The organism is Saccharothrix obliqua (assembly GCF_019375475.1).
In the GTDB taxonomy this organism is placed as follows: domain Bacteria; phylum Actinomycetota; class Actinomycetes; order Mycobacteriales; family Pseudonocardiaceae; genus Actinosynnema; species Actinosynnema obliqua.
On record NZ_JAHXGQ010000002.1, the window covers coordinates 337,440 to 360,389 of the forward strand.

Below are 22,950 nucleotides of genomic sequence, written 5' to 3' on the forward strand. Positions count from 1 at the left end.
GGAACCCGACGCTGGCGCCATGCCACTCGCGACGTTGACCACCGCGCTGGACGTGGTGGTCCCCGTTTACAACGAAGAACGCGACCTCGCGCCGTGCGTGCGGAAGCTGCACGCGGACCTGACCGGGACGTTCCCCTACCGGTTCCGGATCACCATCGCCGACAACGCCAGCACCGACCGGACCCGGGAGGTCGCCGAAGCACTCGCCGCCGAGTACCCCGAGGTGGTCTCGGTGCACCTGCCGGACAAGGGGCGCGGGCGGGCGCTGTCGGCGGTGTGGTCGGCGTCCGACGCGCAAGTCCTGGCGTACATGGACGTCGACCTGTCGACGGACCTCGCCGCGCTCGCCCCGCTGGTCGCGCCGCTGCTCTCCGGCCACTCCGACGTGGCGATCGGCAGCCGCCTGGCGCGGGGCGCGCGGGTGGTGCGCGGGCCGCGCCGCGAGTTCATCTCGCGCTGCTACAACCTGATCCTGCGCGGCGCGCTGGCCGCCCGGTTCTCCGACGCCCAGTGCGGGTTCAAGGCCATCCGCGCGGACGTGGCACGCCGGCTGCTCCCCCACGTCGAGGACACCGGGTGGTTCTTCGACACCGAGCTGCTGGTGCTCGCGGAGAGGGCCGGCGCGCGCATCCACGAGGTGCCCGTGGACTGGGTGGACGACCCGGACAGCCGGGTGGACGTCGTGGCCACGGCGATCGCCGACCTCAAGGGCGTGGCGAGGGTGGCGCGCGGCCTGCTGACCGGGCGCATCCCGATCGCCGAGCTGCGTGCGCAGCTCGGCCGCGCACCGCTGGAACCCGCGACGCCCGGCGTGCCGGAGGGCTTGTTCCGCCAGCTCGTGCGGTTCGCGGCGGTCGGTGTGGCCAGCACGCTGGCGTACCTGCTGCTGTTCGTGGTGCTGCGGGGCGGGTTGGGCGCGCAGGGCGCGAACCTGGTGGCGCTCCTGGTGACCGCGATCGCGAACACGGCGGCGAACCGCCGCTTCACGTTCGGCGTGCGCGGAGGGCGGCACATCGGCCGCCACCAGTTCGAAGGGCTCGTCGTGTTCGCGTTGGGACTCGCGCTGACCAGCGGCTCGCTCGCCCTGCTGCACCGGTTCGGCGGCACGGCCGAAGTGGTCACCGTCGTGGGCGCGAACCTGCTCGCCACCGTCCTGCGGTTCCTGTTGCTGCGCAACTGGGTCTTCCGGAACACGGGGGCCGGCTCATGACCGCGATCACCGCACCGCGCCGGTCGTGGGCACTGGTCGCCCTGCTCGCCGGCACCGCCGCGCTGTACCTGTGGGGCCTCGCCGATTCCGGCTGGGGCAACACCTACTACGCCGCCGCCACCCAGGCGGGCGCGGAGAGCTGGACGGCGTGGCTGTTCGGCGGGCTCGACGCGGGCGGCGTGATCACGGTCGACAAACCACCCGCGGCGTTGTGGGTGACCGGGTTGGCCGCCCGGGTCTTCGGCTTCTCGTCGTGGACGGTGCTGGGGCCGCAGGCGGTCGAGGGCGTGTTGGCCGTGTGGTTGCTGCACCTCGCCGTGAAACGGGTCGCCGGTTTCGCGGCCGGGTTGATCGCGGGTGTCGTGCTGGCGTTGACGCCGGTGGCGGTGTTGATGTTCCGGTTCAACCTGCCGGACGCGTTGCTGGTGTTGTTGTTGGTGGCGGGTGCGTACTGCACGGTGCGGGCCGTTGAAGTCGCGTCGTGGCGGTGGTTGGCGCTCGCGGGGGTGGCCGTGGGGTTCGGCTTCCTCACCAAGATGGGGCAGGCGTTGCTCGTGCTGCCCGCGTTCGCCGTCGCCTACCTGGTGGCGGCCCCGGCTCCACTCGGCAGGCGGGTGCTGCACCTGATGTGCGCGGGACTCGCGGTCGTGGTGTCGGCGGGGTGGTTCATCGCGTTGGTGGAGTGGTGGCCGGCCGGGTCGCGGCCCTACATCGGTGGCTCGGCGAACGACTCGCTGTGGCAGCTCGCCATGGGCTACAACGGGCTCGGCCGGATCTTCGGCGGCGGGAGGGGTATCGCGGTCGGCACCGGCAACGTCGGGTTCGGCGGCGCGACGGGGGTCGACCGGCTGTTCGGCGCGAGCATGGGCGCGGAGGTGTCGTGGCTGCTCCCGGCCGCCGTCGTCGGTCTTGTCGCCGGGCTGTGGTTCACCAGGCACGCGCCGCGCACCGACCGCACGCGTGCCGCGCTCCTGCTATGGGGCCTGTGGGTGCTGGGCAACGGCCTGGTGTTCAGCTTCATGACCGGCATCACGCACCCGTACTACACGGTGGTCGTCGCGCCCGGCGTGGCCGCGATCGTGGCCATCGCGGGCCGCGAGATGTGGCGCGGGCGGGCGCACCTGCCGGTGCGGGTGGCACTGGCCGTGCTGGTCGGGGCCGCCGGGTTCTGGGGTTTCGCGTTGCTCGCCCGGTTCCCCGACTGGGCGCCGTGGTTGCGGTGGGCGGTGCTCGTGCTCACCGTCCTGGTCACCACGGCGGTCGTGATGGGCGCGCGGCGCACGGCCGCCCTCGCCGCGGGCACGGCGCTGCTGTCGTCGGCGGCGTTCGGCGTCGCCACCGCGGCAACCCCCCACGGCGGGTCCATCCCGATGTCCGGCCCGGAGAGCTACCGGGCCGACCCGGTGGGCGAGCCGGGCACGCCGGACGAGTTGGTCGCACTGCTCAAGGCCACCACGGGCACGTGGGCCGCCGCCACCGAGAGCGCGCAGGGCGCGGCGGGGCTGGCGCTGGCCAGCGGCAAGGCCGTGATCGGCATCGGCGGCTGGAGCGGCGGCGACCCCGCGCCCACGCTGGAGCAGTTCCAGCGGTACGTGCGGGACGGCCGGATCGGCTACTACGTCGCCGGGCGCGGCATGGGCGGCGGCGACATCGCCGACTGGGTCGCCGACAACTTCCCGGCGACGGAGGTCGGCGGCACGACCGTCCACCGGCTCAGCTGACCCGCTGGGCGGGGTGGTTCGCCTCGGTAGCGGACCGCCCCGTCCACGACCGGTACAGCACGGTCGCGGCGAGCGGCAGGAAATCCCGACCCCGCCGCCACAGCCAGGGGACGCCCTTGAACACCAGCCACGCCGCGTGGTGCGCGGGTGTGATCCGGATGCCGCCCGTGCACACCAGGCTCACCGGTCGCACCACCTCGCAGCCCTGCTCCGCCAACCGGTCCGCGAACGCCCGCGCGAGCCGGCGGTGCCCCAGCTCGGACGGGTGCAACCGGTCCACCGCCCACGTGCCCAGGTCGTACGCGCCGTCGAGCAGGTCCAGGTCGACGCACGCCACGCCGTGCCGCCGCACGACCACGTCGATCACCTCGTTCAGCTCGGCGATGCGTGCCGACAACGCCCGCCGCAGCGCGCCCGGCAGCCGGAACACGCGGCTGTGGTCGTGGAACCGCACCGTCACCACCGCCGCGCCCGCCGCGACCAGCCCGCCCACGACGGCGTCCAGGTCCTCGTGCAGCCGGACCGGGTCGAAGTCCGCGCGCAGCGTGTCGTTCATGCCGACCAGGAGCACCGCCGCGTCCGGGCACGCCGCCAGCGCCCGCGGGAGCTGTTCGAACCGCACCGACGCGACCCGCGCGCCGGTGACCGACGGGTTCAGGTAGCGCGCTCCCGGGAAGGACGCCGCGAGCAGCGGGCCGACCCCGCGCCACCCGCCGGGCACCGGGTCGCCGACACCGACCGTGGTCGAGTCGCCCAGGACCACCAGGCTTCGCACCGCTTTGGCCACGCGACGACCATCGCGCAGCGACGTGTCCACCCGGGAACAGGCGGCGGAACGCTACCGGAATGCCGGGTACAGCGGCAGTTCCGCGACCTCCGGCCCGTACCGGGCCACCAGCGCCGAGACCACCGCGTCGGCGTGCGCGGCGACCGGCGCCACGCCCAGCGCCGCCGCGTCCGCCCGCAACCGCACCCACCGCGCGGTGAGGATCGTCGCGCGGGGCGGCGAGTCGACCGGGCGGTGCGTCGACGGCAGGCCCGAGTCCAGGCCGGGCAGGCCGCGCCAGGTGCCGAGCCACACCCACAGCAGCTGCGACTCCAGCAGGCGCGGCAGGAACACGTCGTCGTCGTCCAGGTCCGGCCACACCGAGGCGACCTCGGCCCGCCACGCCGCCACCATCGCCTCGGACATCCCGGCGGGCAGCCCGTACGCGCACCAGCACGACGGGAACGGCACCCGCAGGCACGCCGCGTCGAACGCGATGTCCCGCACGCAGCCGCCCTCGAAGTCCAGGAACCGCACGCCCCGGCTGGTGACCAGGTGGTTGTCCGGGCAGGACGTGGACGGGCTGAACGCACGCCGCCGGGACGTGGTGAACCCGCGCACCGCCCGCTCGGCGAACTCCCGCACGGCCGTCGGCGTCTCGACCCCCAGCACGTCGCGCAGCAGGCCCGACAGCCCGGCGAGCGCCGTGTGGACGTCCACCGCGATCGGGTCGGCGCAGCACTGGCTGCCCTGCCGCCGCATCAGGGCGTCGAAGTCGGCGTCCCGGCCCGCGGTGGTGGCGTGCAGGCGGCCCATCGCGTGTGCCCACGACAGCAGGCCGCGCTCGGCGACGCGGGCGTCCGAGCCGAGCAGCTTCTCCGCGAGCCGCGGCGCCAGGCCCAGGTCCTCCAGCACGACCAGGCGCTCACCGCTGTCCTGCGCGACCAGCTCCGGGGTGAGGCGGTCCTCGCCGGGCAGCGCGGTGAGGAGCTGGTGGGACACCGCCTCGTGCGCGAACGGGTCCCGGTCGGCGACGGCCGACGGGTAGCGCTTCACGACCAGGGTGCGGGGCAGCGCGAACGGTGTGGCGGCGACGCGCACCCGCGCGACGACCGACCGGCCCGCACCGCCGAGGCGCACCGGGTCGGCGAGCCGCACCGCCGCGCCGAAGCGCCCGCTGAGGACCGATTCGGCGGCGGCGAGGGTGGCGAGCAGGTCGGAGTCGTCCGCGTCCGCGACGTCCGCCGGGTCGGCGGTGATCTCCACGCTCATCCCCTCCGACCCTACCCCGGTGGCCACCGTCCTGACAGAACCCGTCCGGGCACCGTGACGGTAGTGCCCACGCGCGGGGTCGAACCACCTCTTGTCGATACTGCAACCAACCAGGTCCACCGGCGCGACCTCCCACCTGGTGGGAGTCAGCCGCGGGACAGGGGACGCGCCGGCGCCCTGGTCCGGCCGCGCCGCTTGCGCAGCGCGAGCACCAGCGCCGCGGCCACGACGATACCGGTGAGGTTCACGGCGAGCTGGAGCGCGGACTGGCCGCAGATGGCCCACTCGCCGAGCACGGCGGCGATCGCCGCGTAGCCGGCGGCGGGCACCGTCGTCACCGAGATGAACACGCCGACCAGCGCCGCGGACTTCGCCGACGTCATGGACAACATCCCCGCCGCCCCCGCGAGCAGCGCGACGATCAGCGAGAACGGCCCGACCTGGAACACGAAGTCCACCTCGTGCGCGGCCAGCACCATGTCGCGGTCGAACAGGCCCGTGTAGGAGCCGAGCACCGCGGCGCCGAACGTGATCAGCATGGCGAGCGGGAAACCGGCGGCGAGCGCGAGGCCGGCCCGCCGCACCAGGTCCCACCGCCGCAGCACGACACCGACCGCGACGGCCGCCAGCGGGCCGAACTCGGGTCCCACGACCATCGCGCCGACGATGGTGACCGGCGAGTTCGTCACCACGCCCACCGCCGCCAGGAGGCACGCGATGGTGAGGAACCCGAGGAACGTGGCGTTGAGCCGCGACTCCTCGCCGGTCCGGGAGATCAGCTCCTCCCAGACGACCGCGTCCGCCGCCTCGCCGGGCGCGGCCTCCTCCGCCCGGTCGGCGGCGTCGGACAACGCCGTGTCGATCTGCTCCAGCGTCACGCCGCCCGCGTGGTCGACACCCAGGTCGCACAGGGCGTCGACCACCTCGTCCGCGGCCTCCCGCGCGACGTCGGCCTCCACCACGTCACCGGCGGGGTCGACCGCCGCGCCGCGCAGGACCACGACGTGCGTCGTGCCGGGGTGCTCCTTCAGCGCGGCCAGCACCCGGTCGGTGAGGTCGACCGGGCACACGGCACGCAGGTGGAGCATCGGCACCGCCTACGCCTGCGGCTTGGCGACCTGTGGCTTGGCGTCCACACCGGCCTCCTTGCGCTGCTGCGCCGTGATCGGCGCGGGCGCGGCGGTGAGCGGGTCGTAGCCGCCGCCCGACTTCGGGAACGCGATGACCTCGCGGATCGAGTCCGCGCCCGACAGCAGCATGGTGATCCGGTCCCAGCCGAACGCGATGCCGCCGTGCGGCGGCGCGCCGTACTTGAACGCCTCCAGCAGGAAGCCGAACTTCTCCTGCGCCTCGTCGGCGCCCAGGCCCATGATCTCGAAGACCTTCTGCTGGACGTCCGCGCGGTGGATTCGGATCGAGCCGCCGCCGATCTCGTTGCCGTTGCAGACGATGTCGTAGGCGTAGGCAAGGGCGTTGCCGGGGTCGGTGTCGAACTTGTCGATCCACTCGGCGTTCGGCGAGGTGAACGCGTGGTGCAGCGCGGTCCACTGGCCGGAGCCCACCGCCACGTCGTCGCCGATCTTGTCCACGGCCTCGAACATGGGCGCGTCCACCACCCACACGAACGACCAGGCGCCCTCCTGGACCAGGCCGGTCCGGTGGGCGATCTCCACCCGCGCCGCGCCGAGCAGCGCCCGCGCGGAGTCCGGCTCGCCCGCGCCGAAGAACACGCAGTCACCCGGCCGCGCGCCGACGGCCTCCGCGAGACCCTCCCGCTCGGCGTCGGAGAGGTTCTTCGCGACCGGACCGCCGAGCGTGCCGTCCTCGTTCACCAGCACGTACGCCAGGCCACGCGCACCGCGCTGCTTGGCCCACTCCTGCCAGGCGTCGAGCGTGCGCCGCGGCTGGTCCGCGCCGCCCGGCATCACGACCGCGCCCACGTAGGACGCCTGGAACACCCGGAACGGGGTTTCCCGGAAGAACTCGGTGAGGTCGGTCAGCTCCAGCCCGAACCGCAGGTCCGGCTTGTCGGTGCCGTACCGGGCCATCGCCTCGGCGTAGGTCATGCGGCGGATCGGCAGCTCGATCTCGTGGCCCGCCAGCTCGCGCCAGAGCCCGGCCAGGATGCGCTCCGCGAGCGCGATCACGTCGTCCTGCTCGACGAAGCTCATCTCGATGTCGAGCTGCGTGAACTCGGGCTGCCGGTCGGCGCGGAAGTCCTCGTCCCGGTAGCAGCGGGCGATCTGGTAGTACCGCTCCAGGCCGCCGACCATCAGGAGCTGCTTGAACAGCTGCGGCGACTGCGGCAACGCGTACCAGGAGCCGGGGCGCAGGCGGGCGGGCACCAGGAAGTCACGCGCGCCCTCCGGGGTCGACCGGGTCAGCGTGGGGGTCTCCACCTCCACGAAGCGCTCGGCGTGCAGCACCTCGCGGGCGATCCGGTTGGCCTCGCTGCGCAGCCGCATGGCGCGGGCCGGGCCGGAGCGGCGCAGGTCCAGGTAGCGGTGCTTGAGCCGGGCCTCCTCGCCGACCTCCAGGTGCTCGTCGAGCTGGAACGGCAGCGGCGCGGCCTCGTTCAGCACCTCCAGCTCGGAGGCGTACACCTCGATGTCGCCGGTCGGCAGCTCGGGGTTCTCGCTGCCCTCGGGGCGACGGTGCACCTCGCCCACGACGCGGACCACGAACTCGGCACGCAGCCGGTGGGCGCGCTCGGCCATCTCGCCCTCGCGGAACACGACCTGCGCGACCCCGGAGGCGTCCCGGAGGTCGATGAAGATCACGCCGCCGTGATCGCGCCTGCGGGCCACCCACCCGGTCAGGGTGACGGACTGCCCGGCGTGCTCGGCGCGGAGCGTCCCGGCCTCGTGCGTGCGCATCACGGGTACTGCACTCCTCTGGGTCGGATAGCTGAAGGGCGACTCGCCGTCAAGGCTAGCCAACGGTCCCCCGGAACCCGCCACCAGGTTTCCCGCGCGTGCCGCCCACCCACGTGCCGACGTGCCCGCCGACCCGCGGCGGCGGGTGGGCGCGGGGTCGGGGGTCGCTCGCGCGGGGGTGTGGCCGCGGTTCGCCCGGCGCGACGACGGCCGGAAGGAGGCGGCGGGCGAGCGGGGCGGGCGGTGGCGCGAGGCGGTGGCCGCGGTTCGCCTGACGCGACGACTGCCGGGAGGCGGCGGGGCGCTCGCGCGGCGGGCGGCCGGTGGCGGGTGCCGGGCGGCGAGCGAGACGTGGTGGCGGGGGCGGCGGGGCCGTGGGCGGGCGGGGCGGTCTCGGGCCGGGAGTACCGCGCGGGTGCCCGGCGGTTCGCCGAGCGGCCCCTCGGGCGAGGTTGGGCAGCGGAACAGCGGAACGCCGCCTCCCGGTGGGAGGCGGCGTTCACGTGTTCACCGTCAGGCGCTCGGCGCCAGGTACAGCAGGCGGTTCGGGGAGCCCGAACCCGGGTTGGTGACCTTGCTCGGCGTGGCCTGGCCGGTCAGGTACGAGGCGACCTGGGCCGGGGTGGCGGAGCGGTTGTTCTGGAGGTAGCGCGCCGCCGCGCCCGCCACGTGCGGGGTCGCCATCGACGTGCCGGAGATGGAGTTGGTCGCGGAGTCGCTGGTGTTCCAGGACGACGTGATCCCCGAGCCCGGCGCGAAGATGTCCAGCACCGAACCGTAGTTCGAGTAGCTGGCACGGGCGTCGTTGCGCTCGGTCGCGCCGACCGTGATGGCCTCGGTGACGCGCGCGGGCGAGGTGCTGCCCGCGTTGGTGTTGCTGTTGCCGGCGGCGATGGCGTACGTGACGCCCGCCTGGATGGACCTGCGGACCGCGTTGTCGATCGTGGTGGACGCGCCGCCGCCGAGGCTGAGGTTCGCCACCGCCGGCTTGACGTGGTTCTTGGTCACCCAGTCGATACCCGCGACGACACCGGCCGTGCTGCCCGAGCCGTTGTTGTCGAGGACGCGCACCGCGTGGATGGTGGCGTCCTTCGCGACGCCGTACTGGCTGCCCGCGATGGTGCCCGCCACGTGGGTGCCGTGGCCGTGGCCGTCCTGCGCCACGCTGTCGTTGTCCACGGCGTCGAAGCCGTTCTTGGCCTTGCCGCCGAACGTGGAGTGGCTGATGCGAACACCGGTGTCCACGACGTAGACGTTCACGCCGGAACCGGTGGAGGTGTAGCTGTACGCGTTGTCGAGCGGCAGGTTCTTCTGGTCGATCCGGTCCAGGCCCCACGACGGCGGGTTGCTCTGGGTCGTCTCGACGTGGAACACCTGGTCCTGCTCGACGTACTCGACGGCCGGGTTCGCGGCCAGCTTGCGCGCCGCGGACTCGGGCAGCGACACGGTGAAACCGTTGAGCGCGTTGCTGAACACGCGGTCGACCTGGCCGCCGTAACGGGCGGCCAGCGAGTCGGCGGACGCCGTCGACCCGTCCTTCAGCTTGACGATGAAGCTGTTCTCGACCTTCTCGGCCGCGTCGGCGGCGCGGATCTCGCCTTCGGCGGCCTGGGCGGGGGTAGCCAACAGGGTGGACGCGGCGGCCGCGACGATCGTCGTCGCACCCACGCCGGCCAGGAACCGGACCTGTCGTGACTGTCGCATCAAGTATCCGTTCTCGAAGCGATGACCTCCACGCCGACACCCACCGGGACATGCGCAGGGAGTGGGAGTGACGCTGGGCCACCATGCCCTCGCTGACAGTTACCAACTGAAGCAGTCCGGCGTCACGAGGGAAAGTGTGAAAGATTGCCAGTTATCACGGGAGCGTCAAGAAGAGCGCGGACCTGCGCTTTCCCGCATCTCGAAAGCCGTGGTACAACCCGGGCGCTACCGTCCCGGCATGCGCTTGGCACCGGTCAACGAGGACAACTACCGAGCCGTGATCGAACTCGAAGTCCACGAGGAGCAGCGGCGTTTCGTCGCCACCAACCTCAAATCCATCGCGGACGCGTGGATTCACCGGCCGCACATGGAACCGCTCGCCCTCTACTCCGGCGACGACCTGGTCGGCTTCACCCTCCTGCGCCGCAACCGGCCGGACGACCTGCACGTCGTCCGCTTCATGATCGACCGACGGGTGCAGAACCGCGGCCTGGGACGGAAAGGTCTGGCCGCCATCGCGGCGCTCGCACGTGCCGAAGGCCGCCGCACGTTGAGCCTGCGCCTCGTGCCCGGCAACGCCGTCGCACACGGCCTCTACAAGGCGTTCGGGTTCGTGGAGACCGGTGAGACGGCGGGTGACGAGATCGTGATGAGGCACGACCTCGCCCCCGCCGGGCCGCCCGCGGGTTACCGCGACGGCGACCAGTAGAGCAGGGCGCCCCACGACAGCGGTGTCGCCTCACGCACCAGTTCGGTCTGCACCTGCGCGGGCGTCGCCGCGCGGTTGCGCTGCAAGTACCGCAGCGCCACACCGGAGACGAAGCCCGTGGACATCGACGTGCCCGAGATCGTGTTCGTGGCGGTGTCGCTGGTGTGCCACGCGGACGTGATGTTCTGACCCGGGGCGTACAGGTCGACCACCTTGCCCCAGTTGGAGAACGGCGTCCGGGTGTCGGTGTTGGTGGCCGCGCCGGAGGTGATCGCCTCGACCACCCGCGCCGGCGAGGCGTTCACCGCGTCGGTGTTGCTGCCGCCCGCCGTCACCGACGCGGTCACGCCCGACGCGATCAACCGGCGCACCGCGTCGTCGATGGCCGTGGAGACGCCGCCACCGAGGCTGAGGTTGGCCACGGCGGGCTTCTTCGCGTGGGTGGTCACCCAGTCGATGCCCGCGACGACGCCGGACGTGCTGCCCGAGCCGTTGTTGTCGAGGACGCGCACGCCGCACACCGCGGCCTGCTTCGCCACGCCGTAGGTCCGGCCCGCGATCAAGGCGGCGACGTGCGTGCCGTGCCCGTGCCCGTCCTGGGCGACGTCGTCCTTGTCGACGGCGTCCCAACCGTTGCAGGCACGGCCGCCGAACTCCTCGTGCGTGACCCGGATGCCCGTGTCGAGCACGTACGCCGTGGTACCGCTACCGGTGGTGGTGTAGCTGTACTTGGTGTCCAGCGGCAGCTTCCGCTGGTCGATGCGGTCCAAGCCCCACGGCGCGTTGTTCTGCGTCGAGAACGCCCGCACGACCTGGTCCTGCTCCACGTACTCGACGTCCGGGTCGGCGGCCAGCCGCCGCGCCGCCCGGTCGGTCAGCTTCGCCGAGAACCCGTGGAACGCACCGGAGTACACCCGGTCCACGCCGGCGATTCGCGACGTCACGGCGGGCACCGCGGCGGTGTCCTTCAACTTCACCAGGTAGCTGCCGGGCACCGCCGACGCCGATCCGGCGTGCCGCACCACGCCCTCCGCCTGGGCGGGGGTCGACAGCGCGCCGACGGCCAGGACGGCGACGCCCAGTCCGGTCAACAGCTTGCGCATGAGTGATTTCCTTTGCAGGGAGGTGAACCGGGGCGAGCACCCCGGTTTCGAGCGGTCACCGGTCCGGCGACCAGTACAGGAGCCGGCCCCAGGACAGGGGGGTCGCTTCGCGGACGAGTTCCGCGTGCACCTGAGCGGGGCTCGCCGTCGGGTTGAACTGGAGGTAACGCGCGGCCACGCCGGACACGAAGCCCGTGGACACCGACGTGCCGCTCAACGTGTTCGTGGCGGTGTCGCTGGTGTGCCACGCCGCCGTGATGCCGACGCCCGGCGCGAACAGGTCGACGCCCGTTCCGTAGTTGGAGAACGACGCACGTGCGTCGGTCTGGGTGGACGACCCCGCCACCAACGCCTCGCCGACCCTCGCGGGCGAGGTGTTGACGGTGCCGCTGCCACTGCTGCCCGCGGCCGCGGAAACGCCCACGCCGGATGCGATCAACCCGCGCACGGCGTTGTCCAGCGCCGTGGATTGCGCGCCACCGAGGCTGAAGTTCGCCACCGCGGGCTTCGCGGCGTTGCGCGTCACCCAGTCGACACCGGCGATGACGGTCGAGATGGTGCCGCTGCCACGCGGGTCGAGCACCCGGACCGCACCGACCCGTGCGCCTTTGGCCGCGCCGTGCACCTTCCCCGCGATCACACCCGCGACGTGCGTGCCGTGGCCGTTCTCGTCGGGGGCCGTGGTGTCGTGGTCCACCGCGTCCCACGCGTAGAACGCCCGCCCGCCGAACTCCTCGTGCGTGATGCGGATACCGGTGTCGATCACGTACACCGTGGTGCGGTCACCGGTTGACGTGTAGCGGTAGGTCCCGTTGAGCGGCAACCCGCGCTGGTCGATCCGGTCCGGACCCCACGGCGCGTCGGGCTGCGTGACCGGACTCGCCGTGACGTACTGGTCCTGCTCCACGTACTCCACGTCCGGGTGCGCCGCCAATCGCCGCGCCGCCCGGTCGGACAACCGCACCGAGAACCCGTGGAACGCCCCGGTGTAGACGTGCTCCACCCCGGCGAACCGGGCCGACAGGGCGCGGGCGGCGCCCGCGTCCCGCACCTTCACCACGTAGCTCCCGGGCACCGCCGACGCCGAGCCGGCGTGCCGGACCACGCCCTCCGCCCAAGCCGGTGTGGCCGCGACCGCGCCGAGCAGCGCGGCGGCGACCAGGCCGGGTAACAGTCTGCGCATCGCTTCCCTCCGCTGGAACGGGAGAACCCCGGCGCGGGTCGCGCCGGGGTTCCACGGGGGCCGGGTCAGGACGTCGGGGCCCAGTAGAGGAGTCGGTTCGGGGAACCCGAACCGGGGTTGGTCACCTTGCCGGTGGTGGCCGCCCGCACGATCGCGGCCTCGGCGTCGGCCGGGCTCGCCGCCCGCGCGCCCTGGAGGTAGCGCGCGACGACGCCGACCACGTGCGGGGTCGCCATCGACGTGCCGGAGATCGTGTTCGTGGCCGTGTCGCTGGTGTTCCACGCGGAGGTGATGGACGTGCCCGGCGCGAACACGTCGACCACGGCGCCGAAGTTGGAGAAGCTGGACCGGGAATCGTTGTTCGCCGTCGAACCGACGGTGATCGCCTCGGTCACCCGCGCGGGCGAGTAGTTGGCGGCGTTGGCGTTGTCGTTGCCCGCCGCCACGCCGTAGGTCACGCCCGCCGCGATGGACCTGCGCACCGCGCTGTCCAGCGTGGAGGACGTGCCACCGCCGAGGCTCATGTTCGCGACGGCGGGCTTGACGTGGTTCTTGGTCACCCAGTCGATACCCGCGACGACACCGGCCGTGGTGCCCGAGCCCCGGTTGTCGAGCACGCGCACCGCGTGGATCGTGGCGTACTTGGCGACGCCGTGGTTCGTGCCGCCGATGGTGCCGGCCACGTGGGTGCCGTGGCCGTGGCCGTCCTGCGCCACGTTGTCGTTGTCCACGGCGTCGAAGCCGTTCTTCGCGCGTCCGCCGAAGTCCTGGTGGCTGATGCGCACGCCCGTGTCGATGACGTAGACGTTCACCCCCGAGCCGGTCGAGTTGTACGTGTACGCCCGGTCCAGGGGAAGATCGCGCTGGTCAACGCGGTCTAAGCCCCACGACGGCGGGTTGTTCTGGGTCGTCGCGAGGCGCACCACCTGGTTCTGCTCGACGTAGTCGACCTCCGGTGCCGCCGCGAGGCGCTTCGCCGCGCGCTCGGACAACGTGACCGAGAACCCATTCAACGCTGTGGAGAAAATGCGGTCGACGCGCCCGTCGAAGCGCGCGGCGAGCGAGTCGGGGCGCACCGCGGAGAAATCCTTCAGCTTCACCAGGTAGCTGTTCGGGATCGCCTCGGGCGTCCCGGCGGACAGGATGACGCCCTCCGCCGCCGAAGCGGGCGGGTGCACCAGCGCGAGGGCCGTCGCACCGGCGGTGACCCCGATCAGCAGAGCAGGCTTGCGCATGTGTGCTCCGTTCTTCGCAGGGAACGGCCGCAGGCACCCGCACGCGGCAGGAGCGGGACCGCGGACCGCGCGGGGCGTGTGCTCGACGTCACCCCACGTCTTCGAGGCTATGGTGCGGTTCGGGCACCTGGAAGCGGCCGGACGTCCCACCAGCGCTGGGACGATCGCGCGGCGGCCCCCTTCACACCGGTGCTGTTAATGAGAATTCAAACATTCCACGGCCGACCGGATTTTGCCCGCCGATTCGGTTAAATTCACGTTGGGAAACCCGATCGGCTGTACCGTCGGGTGGATTTCGCACGATAACGTCGCTCGCCTTGTCCTCGGGAGAACGGAGCGAAGATGCCTACGCCAGTCGTCGGACCGGAATCGCGGGTACGCGATCCCCGACGCAACGACGCAGCAGCGGACCCCTTCGCGGTCGCATTGCGCTCGGCGATCCGGGCGAAAGGGTTGAGCCTGGAGCGCATCCAGCACAAGCTGCGGTCACGCGGCGTGGCGGTGAGCATCGCCGCGTTGAGCTATTGGCAGTCGGGCCGACGCCGTCCGGAACGCCCCGACTCACTGGCCGCGGTCGGGCACCTCGAAGAGATCCTGGACGTCGGCGAGGGCGGTTTGAGCACCCTGCTGGGCCCGCCCCGGCCGCGGGGCAAGGCCAGGCCCAGGACGCGCCCCGGCGGTGCGAACGGGTGGGCGCGGGCGGGCGACTACGAGACCATGGCCGAGCTGCTGGCCGACGTCGACACCAGCATCGACCGCGACGTGACCCGGCTCAGCCTGCGTGACCAGGTGGAGCTGGCGATGGACGGCAGCACCCGCCGGGTGCGGTCCCGGCAGGTCCTGCGTGCCGAGCGCACGGGCGTCGACCGCGTGCTGCTGGGTTACGACACCCGGCTGCCCGGCGACCCGCTGCCGGTGATCGGCACGCTGCGCTCGTGCAGACTGGGGCGGGTGTCCGCCGACCCGCGCAACGGTCTGATGATCGCCGAACTGCTGTTCGACCGGCCGCTGCGCAGGGGGGAGCGCACCGCCGTGGAGTACGAGCTGATCCACGTGGCACCACACCACCCGGCTTACGACAACTCGCACTCGCGCCGGTTCCGGCACCCGGTTCGGGAGTACGTGCTGGAAGTCCGGTACGACTCGCGGTGCCGACCCGTGCGCTGCGAGCAGTTCACCTCCGACCTGGCCGGCGACGAACCCGCCGACGTCCGCGAAACCCCGGTGGACACCTGGGGTTACGCGTACGCCGTGGCGCTGGACTTCGGTCCCGGCGTGGTCGGCCTCCGCTGGCAGTGGACCTGACACCCGGCCCGGCAACCCCGACGCGTGCCGCGGAACCACCCCGCGGCTGATCCGCGGGGTGCCGAGATCCGTACTCGGTTCACCGCCGTGCGTCCGGAAATCCCGGTCCACCGCCTCATCCGCCGCGTACTCGGCCATGTCGGCCGCTTCCGGTCCTCTCCGACGTCGTGGGGAGCCGGCTCCTTCCGAGTTCGGCAGCCGGTGCGCGGCGGGCCCTGCCGTGAACGACGCCGTCCCGCTTGGGGTTGAGCCCGGCGAACAGCTGGGCCAACCCGGCGTCCGCGCTTCCGGTCGCGTGGTGGTTTCGCATTCCCACCGCGTTTTTCGGGTTCACGATGCGGGATTCCGCCGCCTCAGCCGTGGGTTCGTCCGACGATTCCCAACAGGCGGACCGCACATCGGCGGATGCCATCGCCGACGAACCCGCACCCGTGCCGGGAAAAAGTCCGCGGGGGCCGCGCTCGGCGGTTCGCGACCAGTCCGCGCACCGCCGACCGGTCCAACGCGCCGGCCGGTTCGGCCCGGCCGGGAGTCGCCGGAGGGATCAGGTCCTCTCCCGCCCGGATCCGGGCGGGCCCGCGAACGCCTGCGCGATCGGCAACCAGGCCCGCGCCACGTCGCCCGCCGCGGTCACGGCCAGGTCGTCGCGGTGCCTGCGCTGCACGGCGAGCAGGCAGAAGTCCAGTGCCGGCCCGGTCAACCGGTTCGCCGCGTCCTCCGGGCCCCACACCCAACGCTCGCCGGCGGGGCCGGTCAGCTCGACCCGCACCGGCTCGCGCGGCACGGGCAGGCGGTTGACCAGGAACGCGTAACCGAAGGCACGCACCGCGATGTGCGCGACGTGCTTGAGGCGGGCGGTGGGTGCGCGGACCACGCCGAGCGCGTCGGCCACGTCCTGACCGTGCGCCCACGTCTCCATCAGGCGCGCCGTCGCCATGGACGTGGGGCTCATCGGCGGGCCGAACCACGGCAGCCGCACGCCGGCGGGCACCGCGAGCAATGCGCGCTCCAGGGCGTCCCGGCTCGCACGCCACCCGGCGAGCGTCACGGGTTCTTCGGCACCCCGGTCCACGACGTCCGCCGGCGCGGTCCCGAAGCGCTCGGCGAACGCCGCCGGGTCGGTCGCGGCGAGCGCCGCGACGTGGTCGGTCCAGCGCAGGTGGCTGATCTGGTGGGCGATGGTCCAGCCGACGGCGGGTGTCGGGCGTGACCAGTCCGGCAGCGGCGCCACCAGGTCGTCCAGCGCCGCGCTCTCGGCACGCAGGTCGCGCAGGACCTCCGTGATCACCGGACGACCTCCGCCGCCCCCGTCGGTCTCCACGCGGCGGAGTGTTCCGGGCCGTCAGCGCACGGTCAAGACCGGCTCACCACCCGCCCTGCACCATGGTCTGGAACAGCCACTGCCCGTCCTTCTTCACCAGCAGGTCCCCGTATCGCACGTTCTGGGTGAACTCGCCGACCGTGATGGTGGCGTCGGTGATCACGAACACCAGGTTGGCGTTGACGAACACGGGCGTGCGAACGGATTCCATCTGCACGTCGCCGTCGCCCAACTGGGCGGCCATGTCGGTCAGGAACCGCGCCCGGTCCCACGATTCGGCCGACCCGTCGGTCACCGCGTTGACCGGGAACAACGCCATCCCGGCCATCGCCTCCACGTCCTTCGCCTCGGCCAGCGCGTCCCAGCGCGCGAACCACTCCAGGACGCCCAGCACGTCCTCGTCGGTCGGTACGAACCCAGCCCCTGAACCCGGCACAGCACTCATGTCGTACATTGTACCGTACGTGGTACGGTAGAGGTGAATGCGCAGCTCAGGGGCCATGCCGCCAGCCGAACCGCACTTGTCCGCTCACGGGTCCGCCGCCACCGCGCGCCTGCCACCCCTCCCCCGGTCGCCCGTGCACGCTCCGCACTCGCCGGTCCGCGGATCGCGGCCGGGCGGCGCTACAGCAGGGTCAACTGCTCCTGGTCCACCTCCGACCGGTCGGGTGCGCCCGCCGGCAGGCTGCCCGCCGGCCACCCGCCCGCCGCGTCACCGGGCACGCCGACCGCGTCCCGCAGCCCGCTCACCGCCAACCCGTGCCGCCGCAACAACGGCCGCACCCTGGCCGCCAACCACCGCCGGTACCGGGGGTCGACGTACGCGCCACGCGCGTACAGCCGCCGGTACCCGTCCACCAGGTCCGGCCGCTCACGCACCAGCCACCGCCCGAACCACTCCCGCGCGCCGGGCCGCAGGTGCAGCGGCAGGACGGTGACGCCCGTCGCGCCCGCCGCCGCGATCTCCGCCAGCAACGCGTCCAACTGCTCCGCCCCGTCGGTCAGGCCGGGCAGCACGGGCGCGATGAACACACCGCACGGCAACCCCGCCTCGCGCACCTTCCGCACCAGTTCCAACCGCGCCTGCGGGCTCGGCGTGCCGGGTTCCAGGCCCGCCTGCAACTCCCGGTCCAGCAGGGCGATCGACACGCCGACACCCACCGGGACGTCCACCGACCGCAGCAGCGGGATGTCGCGTGCCAGCACGGTTCCCTTGGTCAGCACGGAGAACGGGGTGCCGGAGTCCGCCAACGCCCGGATGATCCCCGGCATCAACGCGTACCGGCCCTCCGCGCGCTGGTACGGGTCGGTGTTGGTGCCCAGCGCCACGTGCTCCCGCCGCCACCGCGGCGACTTCAGCTGCGTGGCCAGCACCTCGGGCGCGTTGACCTTCACCACCACCTGCGCGTCGAAGTCGCGCCCCGCGTCCAGGTCCAGGTACGTGTGCGTGTTGCGGGCGAAGCAGTTGTGGCTCACGAGGCCGTTCGCCACGAAGTCGCCGGTGCCGGTGGTGATGTCGTACAGGGTCCGCGTCACGCCCAGCGACTCCACCGACACGACGGCCGGCCCTCCGCTCCGCGGCACCGGCAGCCCCTCCACCGCGTTGCCGCGCGACACCGCGGGGCCGACCAGGTGCAGGAACCGCAGCCGGTCCGCGAGGCCGCCGGTGACGCGCACCCCGCGCACCTCCACGGCGTGCCCGATCCGCAGGCGTGCCAACGCCACCACGGCCGCGTCGAACACGGCACCGTCCGAACTGGACAGCACCAGCTCGCCACCGGTCACCGTGCCGCGGGAGTCGAACAGCCCCGCCAGGAAGCCCTTCGACCAGTCGTCGTCCGGCGCGGTCGGCCACGCGACCAGGTCGCCGTCCCGGGGAATGCGGCCCGCGCCGTAGTCCCGCGCCCGCGCCAGCACGTCGGGATCACCCGGCAGGCCACCCCGCACCACGCCCCACAGGTAACCCGTGCGGTAGGAGTCGTTCACGGTCGGCGGCGCGGCGAAGCGGCCCGTGCCGACCAGCCGCGTGCCCTTGCCGAGGAACGGCCGCTCCTCGAAGTCGGCGCACCGGCCCGGCGTGACGTGCCGCCACCCGTCCTGCGCGAGGAACCGGTGGTCACCGCTCGCGACGACCCGCGTGCCGTCCTCCAGCGTCACCCGGTACGCGGGCTTGACCGTCGTCCAGTGCGCCTTCACCCGGGTCGAGACGTACCGCCCCTCGAACGTGCCGAAGACCTCTTCGCCCACGGACAGCTCGGCGATCGGCTTCGTCCGCCCGTTCGCGAGCAGCACGGGCGTGTCACCGGCCAGGCAGTAGGTGCAGCCGTGCGTGCAGCCCCGGTACGGGTTCACCGTCCAGCGGAACGGCATCCGGTCGCCGGGCACCTCGTTCAGGACGGACTTCGCGCGCACCTCGTGGAACACGACGTCGGCGAAGTCCGGCGCGCGCACGCTGCGCACCAGCCCCGGCAACCCCGGCAGCGCCTGCTGCGGGTCCGCCCCGTCCTTCTGCCCGTCCCATCGCATACCCACATTCGAACACGCGTTCGAACTGCCGTCAAACGGCCTACCCGGACGTGCGCCCGACCGTCCTCAGTGGACGCTCGGGCGCACCGCCTCACACCGTGACCAGGACCTGGTCCAGCGACTTGCGGACCAGGTTGGGCACCACGCAGTCGTCGGCCGGGTAGCCGATCGGGATCACGGCGAACGCCTTCTCGTTGCGCGGCCGGTTCAGCACCTCGCCGAGGAACCTCATCGGCGACGGCGTGTGCGTCAACGCGGCCAGGCCGGACAGGTGCAACGCGGTCAGCAGCATCCCGACCGCGATGCCGACCGACTCGTCCACGTAGTAGTGCTTGCGGCTGGTGCCGTCGGACTCCAGGTAGTACCGCTGCTGGAACACGACGACCAGTTCGGGCGCATCGGTGAGGTGCGGCTTCACGTCGTCCGTGCCGAGCGGGCGCAGCGCGCCCAGCCACTCGTCGCCGAGCCGCCCGCCGTAGGAGATCCGCTCCTCCTCCTCGGCGGCGTCGCGGATCGCCTTGCGCACGGCGGGGTCCACGACGCGGACGAACGTCCACGGCTGCTGGTGCGCGCCGCTGGGGGCGGTCGACGCGACGGCGATGGCGTCCAGCACGGCCTGCGTCGGCACCGGGTCGGACGAGAACATCCGCACGGTCCGCCGCTCGTCCATGCGGGCACGCAGTTCGGCCGCGGTGCGCAGGGACTGGTCGGCCGGCATCCGCGCGGGCCGGTAGGGCACGGGGTCGAAGTCCTGCCCATGGATGGGGGTCCAAGTGGTCACGCCAGGGACTGTGGCACCGCCACCCGCACGGGCAAAGGTCTGCACCCGAAATTCGCACCGAAGTGTCCGGATAGCGAACACCACGGTCGTCACCCCGCGTGATCGACCTGTGACCTGAGCCCTCGCAACCCGCGGCACCCGTCCGGCATCTCTTGTTGTGGGCGCGGCGGGGACCGCGCCCACAGGGGGAAGCAGTCGCGATTCAGTCCGAACAGGACGTTTATTCGGGCTGCCCGGGAACAGGGGGAAAGACATGCGCAACGCGATGAAGGCGACGCTCTTGGCGGCGGCGATGGGTGTCGCGCTGGTGGGCTGCACCACGGTCGACGCGCCGCAGGCGGCCACCACCGCGGTGACGACCACCGCGGTGACGACCACCGCGGTGACGACCACCTCGGCTGTCGAACCGGCCACGCCGGAGACGCGGGACGTGCGTGAACCCGCTCCGGTCGCCGAGCCGGTCGCGCCGGTGGGGCGGGTGCTGGACCGCGGCGGGTTCGGCGCGATCCGGTTCGGCATGTCCGCCGAGCAGCTCGTCGCGACCGGTCTCACCAGCGGTACCGACGGGCCGACCGGCGGCGAGTGCGACCTGTACCGGCTGCGGTCCGGTGAGGGCGGCGTGTGGGTGGCGAAGAACAGCGGGGTGGCGTCGATCATCCTGGAAGGTGACGGGCGGACGGAGGACGGCGTCGGCATCGGCTCCACCGAGGCCGAGGTGCGTGCCGCGTACCCGACGCTCCGCGACGGGATCAACTGGGACGCCGTGTACTTCGACGGCACCGCTTACGGGTTCCTCAACTACCCGGTGACGTCGGTGCTCGTGTTCCAGGCCGGACAGCCCTGCCACAACTGAACCGGGTGGCGCGCCCCCGCTCCGGGGGCGCGCTCCGCTCCGTGACCGGTTCGCCCGATCGGGCAGGATGTGCGCCGTGCAAGCCAAGGACCTGATCGCCGCGCACGGCCACGGGCACGGACACGGCCCCGCCGCACCCGCCTCCGCTCCGGTCCGCAGACTGCTGCTCGTCCTGCTCGTCCCGCTGGTGCTCGCCACGGTCGTGGGCGCGTTGCTGCTCTACCCGTTCGGCCACGACCAGCGCACGGGCGCCGAGGCGGGCCTGGCCCAGGTCCCGGTGCGCGGCGACGTGACGGCCGTGGCGCGGAGCGGCTGCGGGCCGGACGGCGGGCAGGCCGGTCAGACCGGCTGCGTGCTGGTCACCGTGCGGATGACGGACGGCGGCGCGGCGGGGCGCGACATCCACATCCCGGTGCCCGACGAACCCACCTCGCCGTCGTTCTCGGTCGGCGACGCGGTGGTGCTGTCGTTCAGCGGCGGCGACCCGACGTCCAGCCAGTCCTACCAGCTCGCGGACTTCCAGCGCGGCGTGCCGTTGCTGTTGCTGGCGGTGCTGTTCGTGGCGGCCGTGCTGCTGCTCGGCCGGTGGCAGGGGCTCGCCTCGCTGGGCGCGCTGGCGCTGAGCTTCGTGGTGCTGGTGCTGTTCGTGCTGCCCGCGATCCTCGCCGGCGAAGACCCGTTGGCGGTCGCCGTCGTCGGGGCCGGGCTGATCATGTTCGTGGTGCTGTACCTGACGCACGGCGTGTCCGCGCGGACGTCCACCGCCGTGCTCGGGACGTTGGTGAGCCTGGCCCTGATCGGCGTGCTGGGCGTGGCGTTCTCGGCGTTCGGCAAGCTCACCGGGTTGGACCAGGACACGGCGAACCTCGTGTCCCTGCTCGGCCACGGCATCGACACCCGCGGCCTGCTGCTCGCCGGCGCCGTCATCGGCGCGCTCGGCGTGCTGGACGACGTGACCGTCACGCAGACCAGTGCGGTCTGGGAACTGCGTCGCGCCAACCCGGCGCTGGGCTTCCGCGAGCTGTACGCCGCCGGGTCGCGGATCGGGCGCGACCACCTGTCGTCCGTGGTGAACACCCTCGTGATGGCGTACGCGGGCGCGGCGCTGCCGCTGCTGCTGGCGTTCGCGCTGTCCGGGCGCGGCCTGGGCGAGATCCTCACCGCGCAGCAGGTGGCGCAGGAGGTGGTGCGCACCCTGGTGGGCAGCATCGGCCTGGTGGCGGCGGTGCCGGTGACCACCGCCCTGGCCGCCTTCGTGGCCACCCGAGAACCCGCGCCGACCGACCCCGGACCGAAGCCCGAACCCGAACCCGCGGCCGAGCCCGAGCCGGAGCCGGAACCCGAACCGGGTCCCCCGGCACGCATCACCGGCGACCTGCGCACCGGCTACGACCCGGCCAAGGGACCATGGGAACGCCCGGCGACGCAGCGCGCACCGAGGCCCCGCGCCGCCCACCGGCCTGACGCGCCGGCCGACCGGCGGCGGCACCCGCGCGTCCCACCGGGATAATCGAACCGTGGGACGCACCCGGAAGACCGACCAGACCATCACCAGGGAGGTCGACTCCGGCATCGCGGAACTCGTGCCCGACCCGGACGTGCCGCGTGCGTGGACCCTCCGCCTCAACGGCACCCCGCAGTCGCACGTGGACCTGGACGACCCGCGTCACCTGGAGTTCGAGTACGTCCGGCGGCTCGGGCACGTGGCCGACCTGATCGCGCCCGACGACGAACCGGTGCGCGCCCTGCACCTGGGTGGCGGCGCGTTGTCGCTGCCCCGGTACGTCGCCGACACCCGACCCCGGTCGTCCCAGCAGGTCGTGGAGATCGACGCGGCCCTGATCGACCTGGTCCGCGGGCACCTGCCGCTGGACCGGACGTGGCGGGTGAAGATCCGGCAGGGCGACGCCCGCGAGGTGTTGTCGAAGGCGCCGGAGGACACGTTCGACCTGGTGGTGACGGACGTGTTCGCGGGCGCGCGGACACCGGCGCACCTGACGTCGGTCGAGTTCGTGGCGCTGGCCGCGCGGGTGCTGCGTGGCGGTGGCGTGTACGCGGCGAACATCGGCGACGGCGGCGGGCTCGGGTTCGCCAAGGCCCAGGCGGCGACGGTGCGCGCGGTGTTCCGGCACGTGTGCGTGGTCGCCGAGCCCGCCGTGTTCCGGGGACGCCGGTTCGGCAACTTCGTGCTGCTCGGCTCGCACACCGACCTGCCGCTGGCGGAACTGGTGCGGCGCACCGCGGGCGACCCGTTCCCGGGCCGGGTGGAGCACGGCGACGCGCTGGTCCGGTTCATCGGCGGCGCGCCGCCCACCACCGACGAGACCGCCACCCAGTCGCCGTCACCGCCGAAGGGCACGTGGGGCCTGTCCAGCGACTGACGGC

The 22,950-nt window shown here is 72.9% G+C and carries 19 protein-coding genes; 7 read left to right on the top strand and 12 right to left on the bottom strand.

Features of this window, described 5'->3' with window-relative positions:
- Positions 1 to 19 precede the first annotated feature (19 nt).
- Complete coding sequence (locus tag KZQ38_RS07530; RefSeq protein ID WP_219439911.1) at positions 20 to 1,210, top strand: bifunctional glycosyltransferase family 2/GtrA family protein; 1,191 nt, start codon at positions 20 to 22, stop codon at positions 1,208 to 1,210.
- A complete protein-coding gene (locus KZQ38_RS07535; protein WP_219439912.1) occupies positions 1,207 to 2,931 on the top strand; it encodes an ArnT family glycosyltransferase in 1,725 nt (574 codons plus the stop codon). Before KZQ38_RS07530 ends, KZQ38_RS07535 begins: the two co-directional genes overlap by 4 nt.
- Here the strand turns inward: KZQ38_RS07535 and KZQ38_RS07540 are convergent.
- The 5 genes from KZQ38_RS07540 to KZQ38_RS07560 all read right to left on the bottom strand — a co-directional run bounded on the left by KZQ38_RS07540 (position 2,924) and on the right by KZQ38_RS07560 (position 9,549).
- On the bottom strand, positions 2,924 to 3,718 hold the full coding sequence (locus tag KZQ38_RS07540) for an SGNH/GDSL hydrolase family protein (protein ID WP_308258297.1): 795 nt from the start codon (positions 3,716 to 3,718) through the stop codon (positions 2,924 to 2,926). The genes KZQ38_RS07535 and KZQ38_RS07540 overlap by 8 nt on opposite strands.
- 51 nt (positions 3,719 to 3,769) lie before the next feature.
- A complete protein-coding gene (locus tag KZQ38_RS07545; RefSeq protein ID WP_219439913.1) occupies positions 3,770 to 4,969 on the bottom strand; it encodes a hypothetical protein in 1,200 nt (399 codons plus the stop codon).
- Between the two features lie 146 nt (positions 4,970 to 5,115).
- Positions 5,116 to 6,057, bottom strand: coding sequence for a DUF389 domain-containing protein (locus KZQ38_RS07550; protein ID WP_219440385.1), 942 nt, complete (start codon positions 6,055 to 6,057; stop codon positions 5,116 to 5,118).
- A 9-nt stretch (positions 6,058 to 6,066) separates the two neighbouring features.
- Positions 6,067 to 7,848 carry an aspartate--tRNA ligase gene (aspS, locus tag KZQ38_RS07555; protein WP_219439914.1) on the bottom strand — a complete coding sequence of 594 codons (1,782 nt, stop codon included), beginning with the start codon at positions 7,846 to 7,848 and terminating at the stop codon, positions 6,067 to 6,069.
- A gap of 510 nt (positions 7,849 to 8,358) precedes the next feature.
- Positions 8,359 to 9,549, bottom strand: coding sequence for a S8 family peptidase (locus KZQ38_RS07560; protein WP_219439915.1), 1,191 nt, complete (start codon positions 9,547 to 9,549; stop codon positions 8,359 to 8,361).
- Positions 9,550 to 9,787: 238 nt separating this feature from the next.
- Between KZQ38_RS07560 and KZQ38_RS07565 the strand changes: the two genes are divergently transcribed.
- Complete coding sequence (locus KZQ38_RS07565; protein ID WP_219439916.1) at positions 9,788 to 10,258, top strand: GNAT family N-acetyltransferase; 471 nt, start codon at positions 9,788 to 9,790, stop codon at positions 10,256 to 10,258.
- Here the strand turns inward: KZQ38_RS07565 and KZQ38_RS07570 are convergent.
- The 3 genes from KZQ38_RS07570 to KZQ38_RS07580 all read right to left on the bottom strand — a co-directional run bounded on the left by KZQ38_RS07570 (position 10,237) and on the right by KZQ38_RS07580 (position 13,779).
- Complete coding sequence (locus KZQ38_RS07570) at positions 10,237 to 11,361, bottom strand: S8 family peptidase (RefSeq protein ID WP_219439917.1); 1,125 nt, start codon at positions 11,359 to 11,361, stop codon at positions 10,237 to 10,239. The two genes, KZQ38_RS07565 and KZQ38_RS07570, sit on opposite strands and share 22 nt — an antisense overlap.
- Before the next feature lie 55 nt (positions 11,362 to 11,416).
- Positions 11,417 to 12,544, bottom strand: a complete 1,128-nt coding sequence (locus tag KZQ38_RS07575) for a S8 family peptidase (protein WP_219439918.1) — start codon at positions 12,542 to 12,544, stop codon at positions 11,417 to 11,419.
- Between the two features lie 65 nt (positions 12,545 to 12,609).
- Positions 12,610 to 13,779: a S8 family peptidase gene (locus KZQ38_RS07580; RefSeq protein WP_219439919.1), complete on the bottom strand. Its 1,170-nt coding sequence runs from the start codon at positions 13,777 to 13,779 to the stop codon at positions 12,610 to 12,612.
- A 342-nt stretch (positions 13,780 to 14,121) separates the two neighbouring features.
- Here KZQ38_RS07580 and KZQ38_RS07585 point away from each other — a divergent pair, with 342 nt between their 5' ends.
- Entirely contained in the window at positions 14,122 to 15,084 is a 963-nt protein-coding gene (locus tag KZQ38_RS07585; RefSeq protein ID WP_219439920.1) for a hypothetical protein, read from the top strand.
- A 544-nt stretch (positions 15,085 to 15,628) separates the two neighbouring features.
- On the opposite strand, the gene KZQ38_RS07590 is transcribed toward KZQ38_RS07585, so the two are convergent.
- From KZQ38_RS07590 to KZQ38_RS07605, 4 genes are all read right to left on the bottom strand, one after another.
- Positions 15,629 to 16,372: a TIGR03084 family metal-binding protein gene (locus tag KZQ38_RS07590; RefSeq protein ID WP_219439921.1), complete on the bottom strand. Its 744-nt coding sequence runs from the start codon at positions 16,370 to 16,372 to the stop codon at positions 15,629 to 15,631.
- A 76-nt stretch (positions 16,373 to 16,448) separates the two neighbouring features.
- Positions 16,449 to 16,850: a nuclear transport factor 2 family protein gene (locus tag KZQ38_RS07595; RefSeq protein WP_219439922.1), complete on the bottom strand. Its 402-nt coding sequence runs from the start codon at positions 16,848 to 16,850 to the stop codon at positions 16,449 to 16,451.
- Positions 16,851 to 17,029: 179 nt separating this feature from the next.
- The gene (locus KZQ38_RS07600; protein WP_219439923.1) at positions 17,030 to 18,931 is read right to left on the bottom strand and encodes an intein-containing Rv2578c family radical SAM protein; all 1,902 of its coding nucleotides are present in this window, start codon (positions 18,929 to 18,931) and stop codon (positions 17,030 to 17,032) included.
- Between the two features lie 91 nt (positions 18,932 to 19,022).
- Positions 19,023 to 19,649, bottom strand: coding sequence for a nitroreductase family protein (locus tag KZQ38_RS07605; RefSeq protein WP_257901078.1), 627 nt, complete (start codon positions 19,647 to 19,649; stop codon positions 19,023 to 19,025).
- A 316-nt stretch (positions 19,650 to 19,965) separates the two neighbouring features.
- Here KZQ38_RS07605 and KZQ38_RS07610 point away from each other — a divergent pair, with 316 nt between their 5' ends.
- The 3 genes from KZQ38_RS07610 (at position 19,966) to KZQ38_RS07620 (ending at position 22,946) form a co-directional block, all read left to right on the top strand.
- The gene (locus tag KZQ38_RS07610; RefSeq protein WP_219439925.1) at positions 19,966 to 20,565 is read left to right on the top strand and encodes a hypothetical protein; all 600 of its coding nucleotides are present in this window, start codon (positions 19,966 to 19,968) and stop codon (positions 20,563 to 20,565) included.
- Between the two features lie 67 nt (positions 20,566 to 20,632).
- Positions 20,633 to 22,075 carry a YibE/F family protein gene (locus tag KZQ38_RS07615; protein ID WP_219439926.1) on the top strand — a complete coding sequence of 481 codons (1,443 nt, stop codon included), beginning with the start codon at positions 20,633 to 20,635 and terminating at the stop codon, positions 22,073 to 22,075.
- Between the two features lie 7 nt (positions 22,076 to 22,082).
- Positions 22,083 to 22,946: a spermidine synthase gene (locus KZQ38_RS07620; protein WP_219439927.1), complete on the top strand. Its 864-nt coding sequence runs from the start codon at positions 22,083 to 22,085 to the stop codon at positions 22,944 to 22,946.
- Positions 22,947 to 22,950: the final 4 nt, after the last annotated feature.

Excerpts from the sequence above, each read along its gene's own strand:
- KZQ38_RS07530 (WP_219439911.1), top strand. The coding sequence starts at position 20 with ATGCCACTCGCGACGTTGACCACCGCGCTGGACGTGGTGGTCCCCGTT.
- KZQ38_RS07535 (WP_219439912.1), top strand. The coding sequence starts at position 1,207 with ATGACCGCGATCACCGCACCGCGCCGGTCGTGGGCACTGGTCGCCCTG.
- KZQ38_RS07545 (WP_219439913.1), bottom strand. The coding sequence starts at position 4,969 with ATGAGCGTGGAGATCACCGCCGACCCGGCGGACGTCGCGGACGCGGAC.
- KZQ38_RS07550 (WP_219440385.1), bottom strand. The coding sequence starts at position 6,057 with ATGCTCCACCTGCGTGCCGTGTGCCCGGTCGACCTCACCGACCGGGTG.
- KZQ38_RS07560 (WP_219439915.1), bottom strand. The coding sequence starts at position 9,549 with ATGCGACAGTCACGACAGGTCCGGTTCCTGGCCGGCGTGGGTGCGACG.
- KZQ38_RS07565 (WP_219439916.1), top strand. The coding sequence starts at position 9,788 with ATGCGCTTGGCACCGGTCAACGAGGACAACTACCGAGCCGTGATCGAA.
- KZQ38_RS07570 (WP_219439917.1), bottom strand. The coding sequence starts at position 11,361 with ATGCGCAAGCTGTTGACCGGACTGGGCGTCGCCGTCCTGGCCGTCGGC.
- KZQ38_RS07575 (WP_219439918.1), bottom strand. The coding sequence starts at position 12,544 with ATGCGCAGACTGTTACCCGGCCTGGTCGCCGCCGCGCTGCTCGGCGCG.
- KZQ38_RS07580 (WP_219439919.1), bottom strand. The coding sequence starts at position 13,779 with ATGCGCAAGCCTGCTCTGCTGATCGGGGTCACCGCCGGTGCGACGGCC.
- KZQ38_RS07585 (WP_219439920.1), top strand. The coding sequence starts at position 14,122 with ATGCCTACGCCAGTCGTCGGACCGGAATCGCGGGTACGCGATCCCCGA.
- KZQ38_RS07595 (WP_219439922.1), bottom strand. The coding sequence starts at position 16,850 with ATGAGTGCTGTGCCGGGTTCAGGGGCTGGGTTCGTACCGACCGACGAG.
- KZQ38_RS07600 (WP_219439923.1), bottom strand. The coding sequence starts at position 18,931 with ATGCGATGGGACGGGCAGAAGGACGGGGCGGACCCGCAGCAGGCGCTG.
- KZQ38_RS07605 (WP_257901078.1), bottom strand. The coding sequence starts at position 19,649 with ATGCCGGCCGACCAGTCCCTGCGCACCGCGGCCGAACTGCGTGCCCGC.
- KZQ38_RS07610 (WP_219439925.1), top strand. The coding sequence starts at position 19,966 with ATGCGCAACGCGATGAAGGCGACGCTCTTGGCGGCGGCGATGGGTGTC.
- KZQ38_RS07615 (WP_219439926.1), top strand. The coding sequence starts at position 20,633 with ATGTGCGCCGTGCAAGCCAAGGACCTGATCGCCGCGCACGGCCACGGG.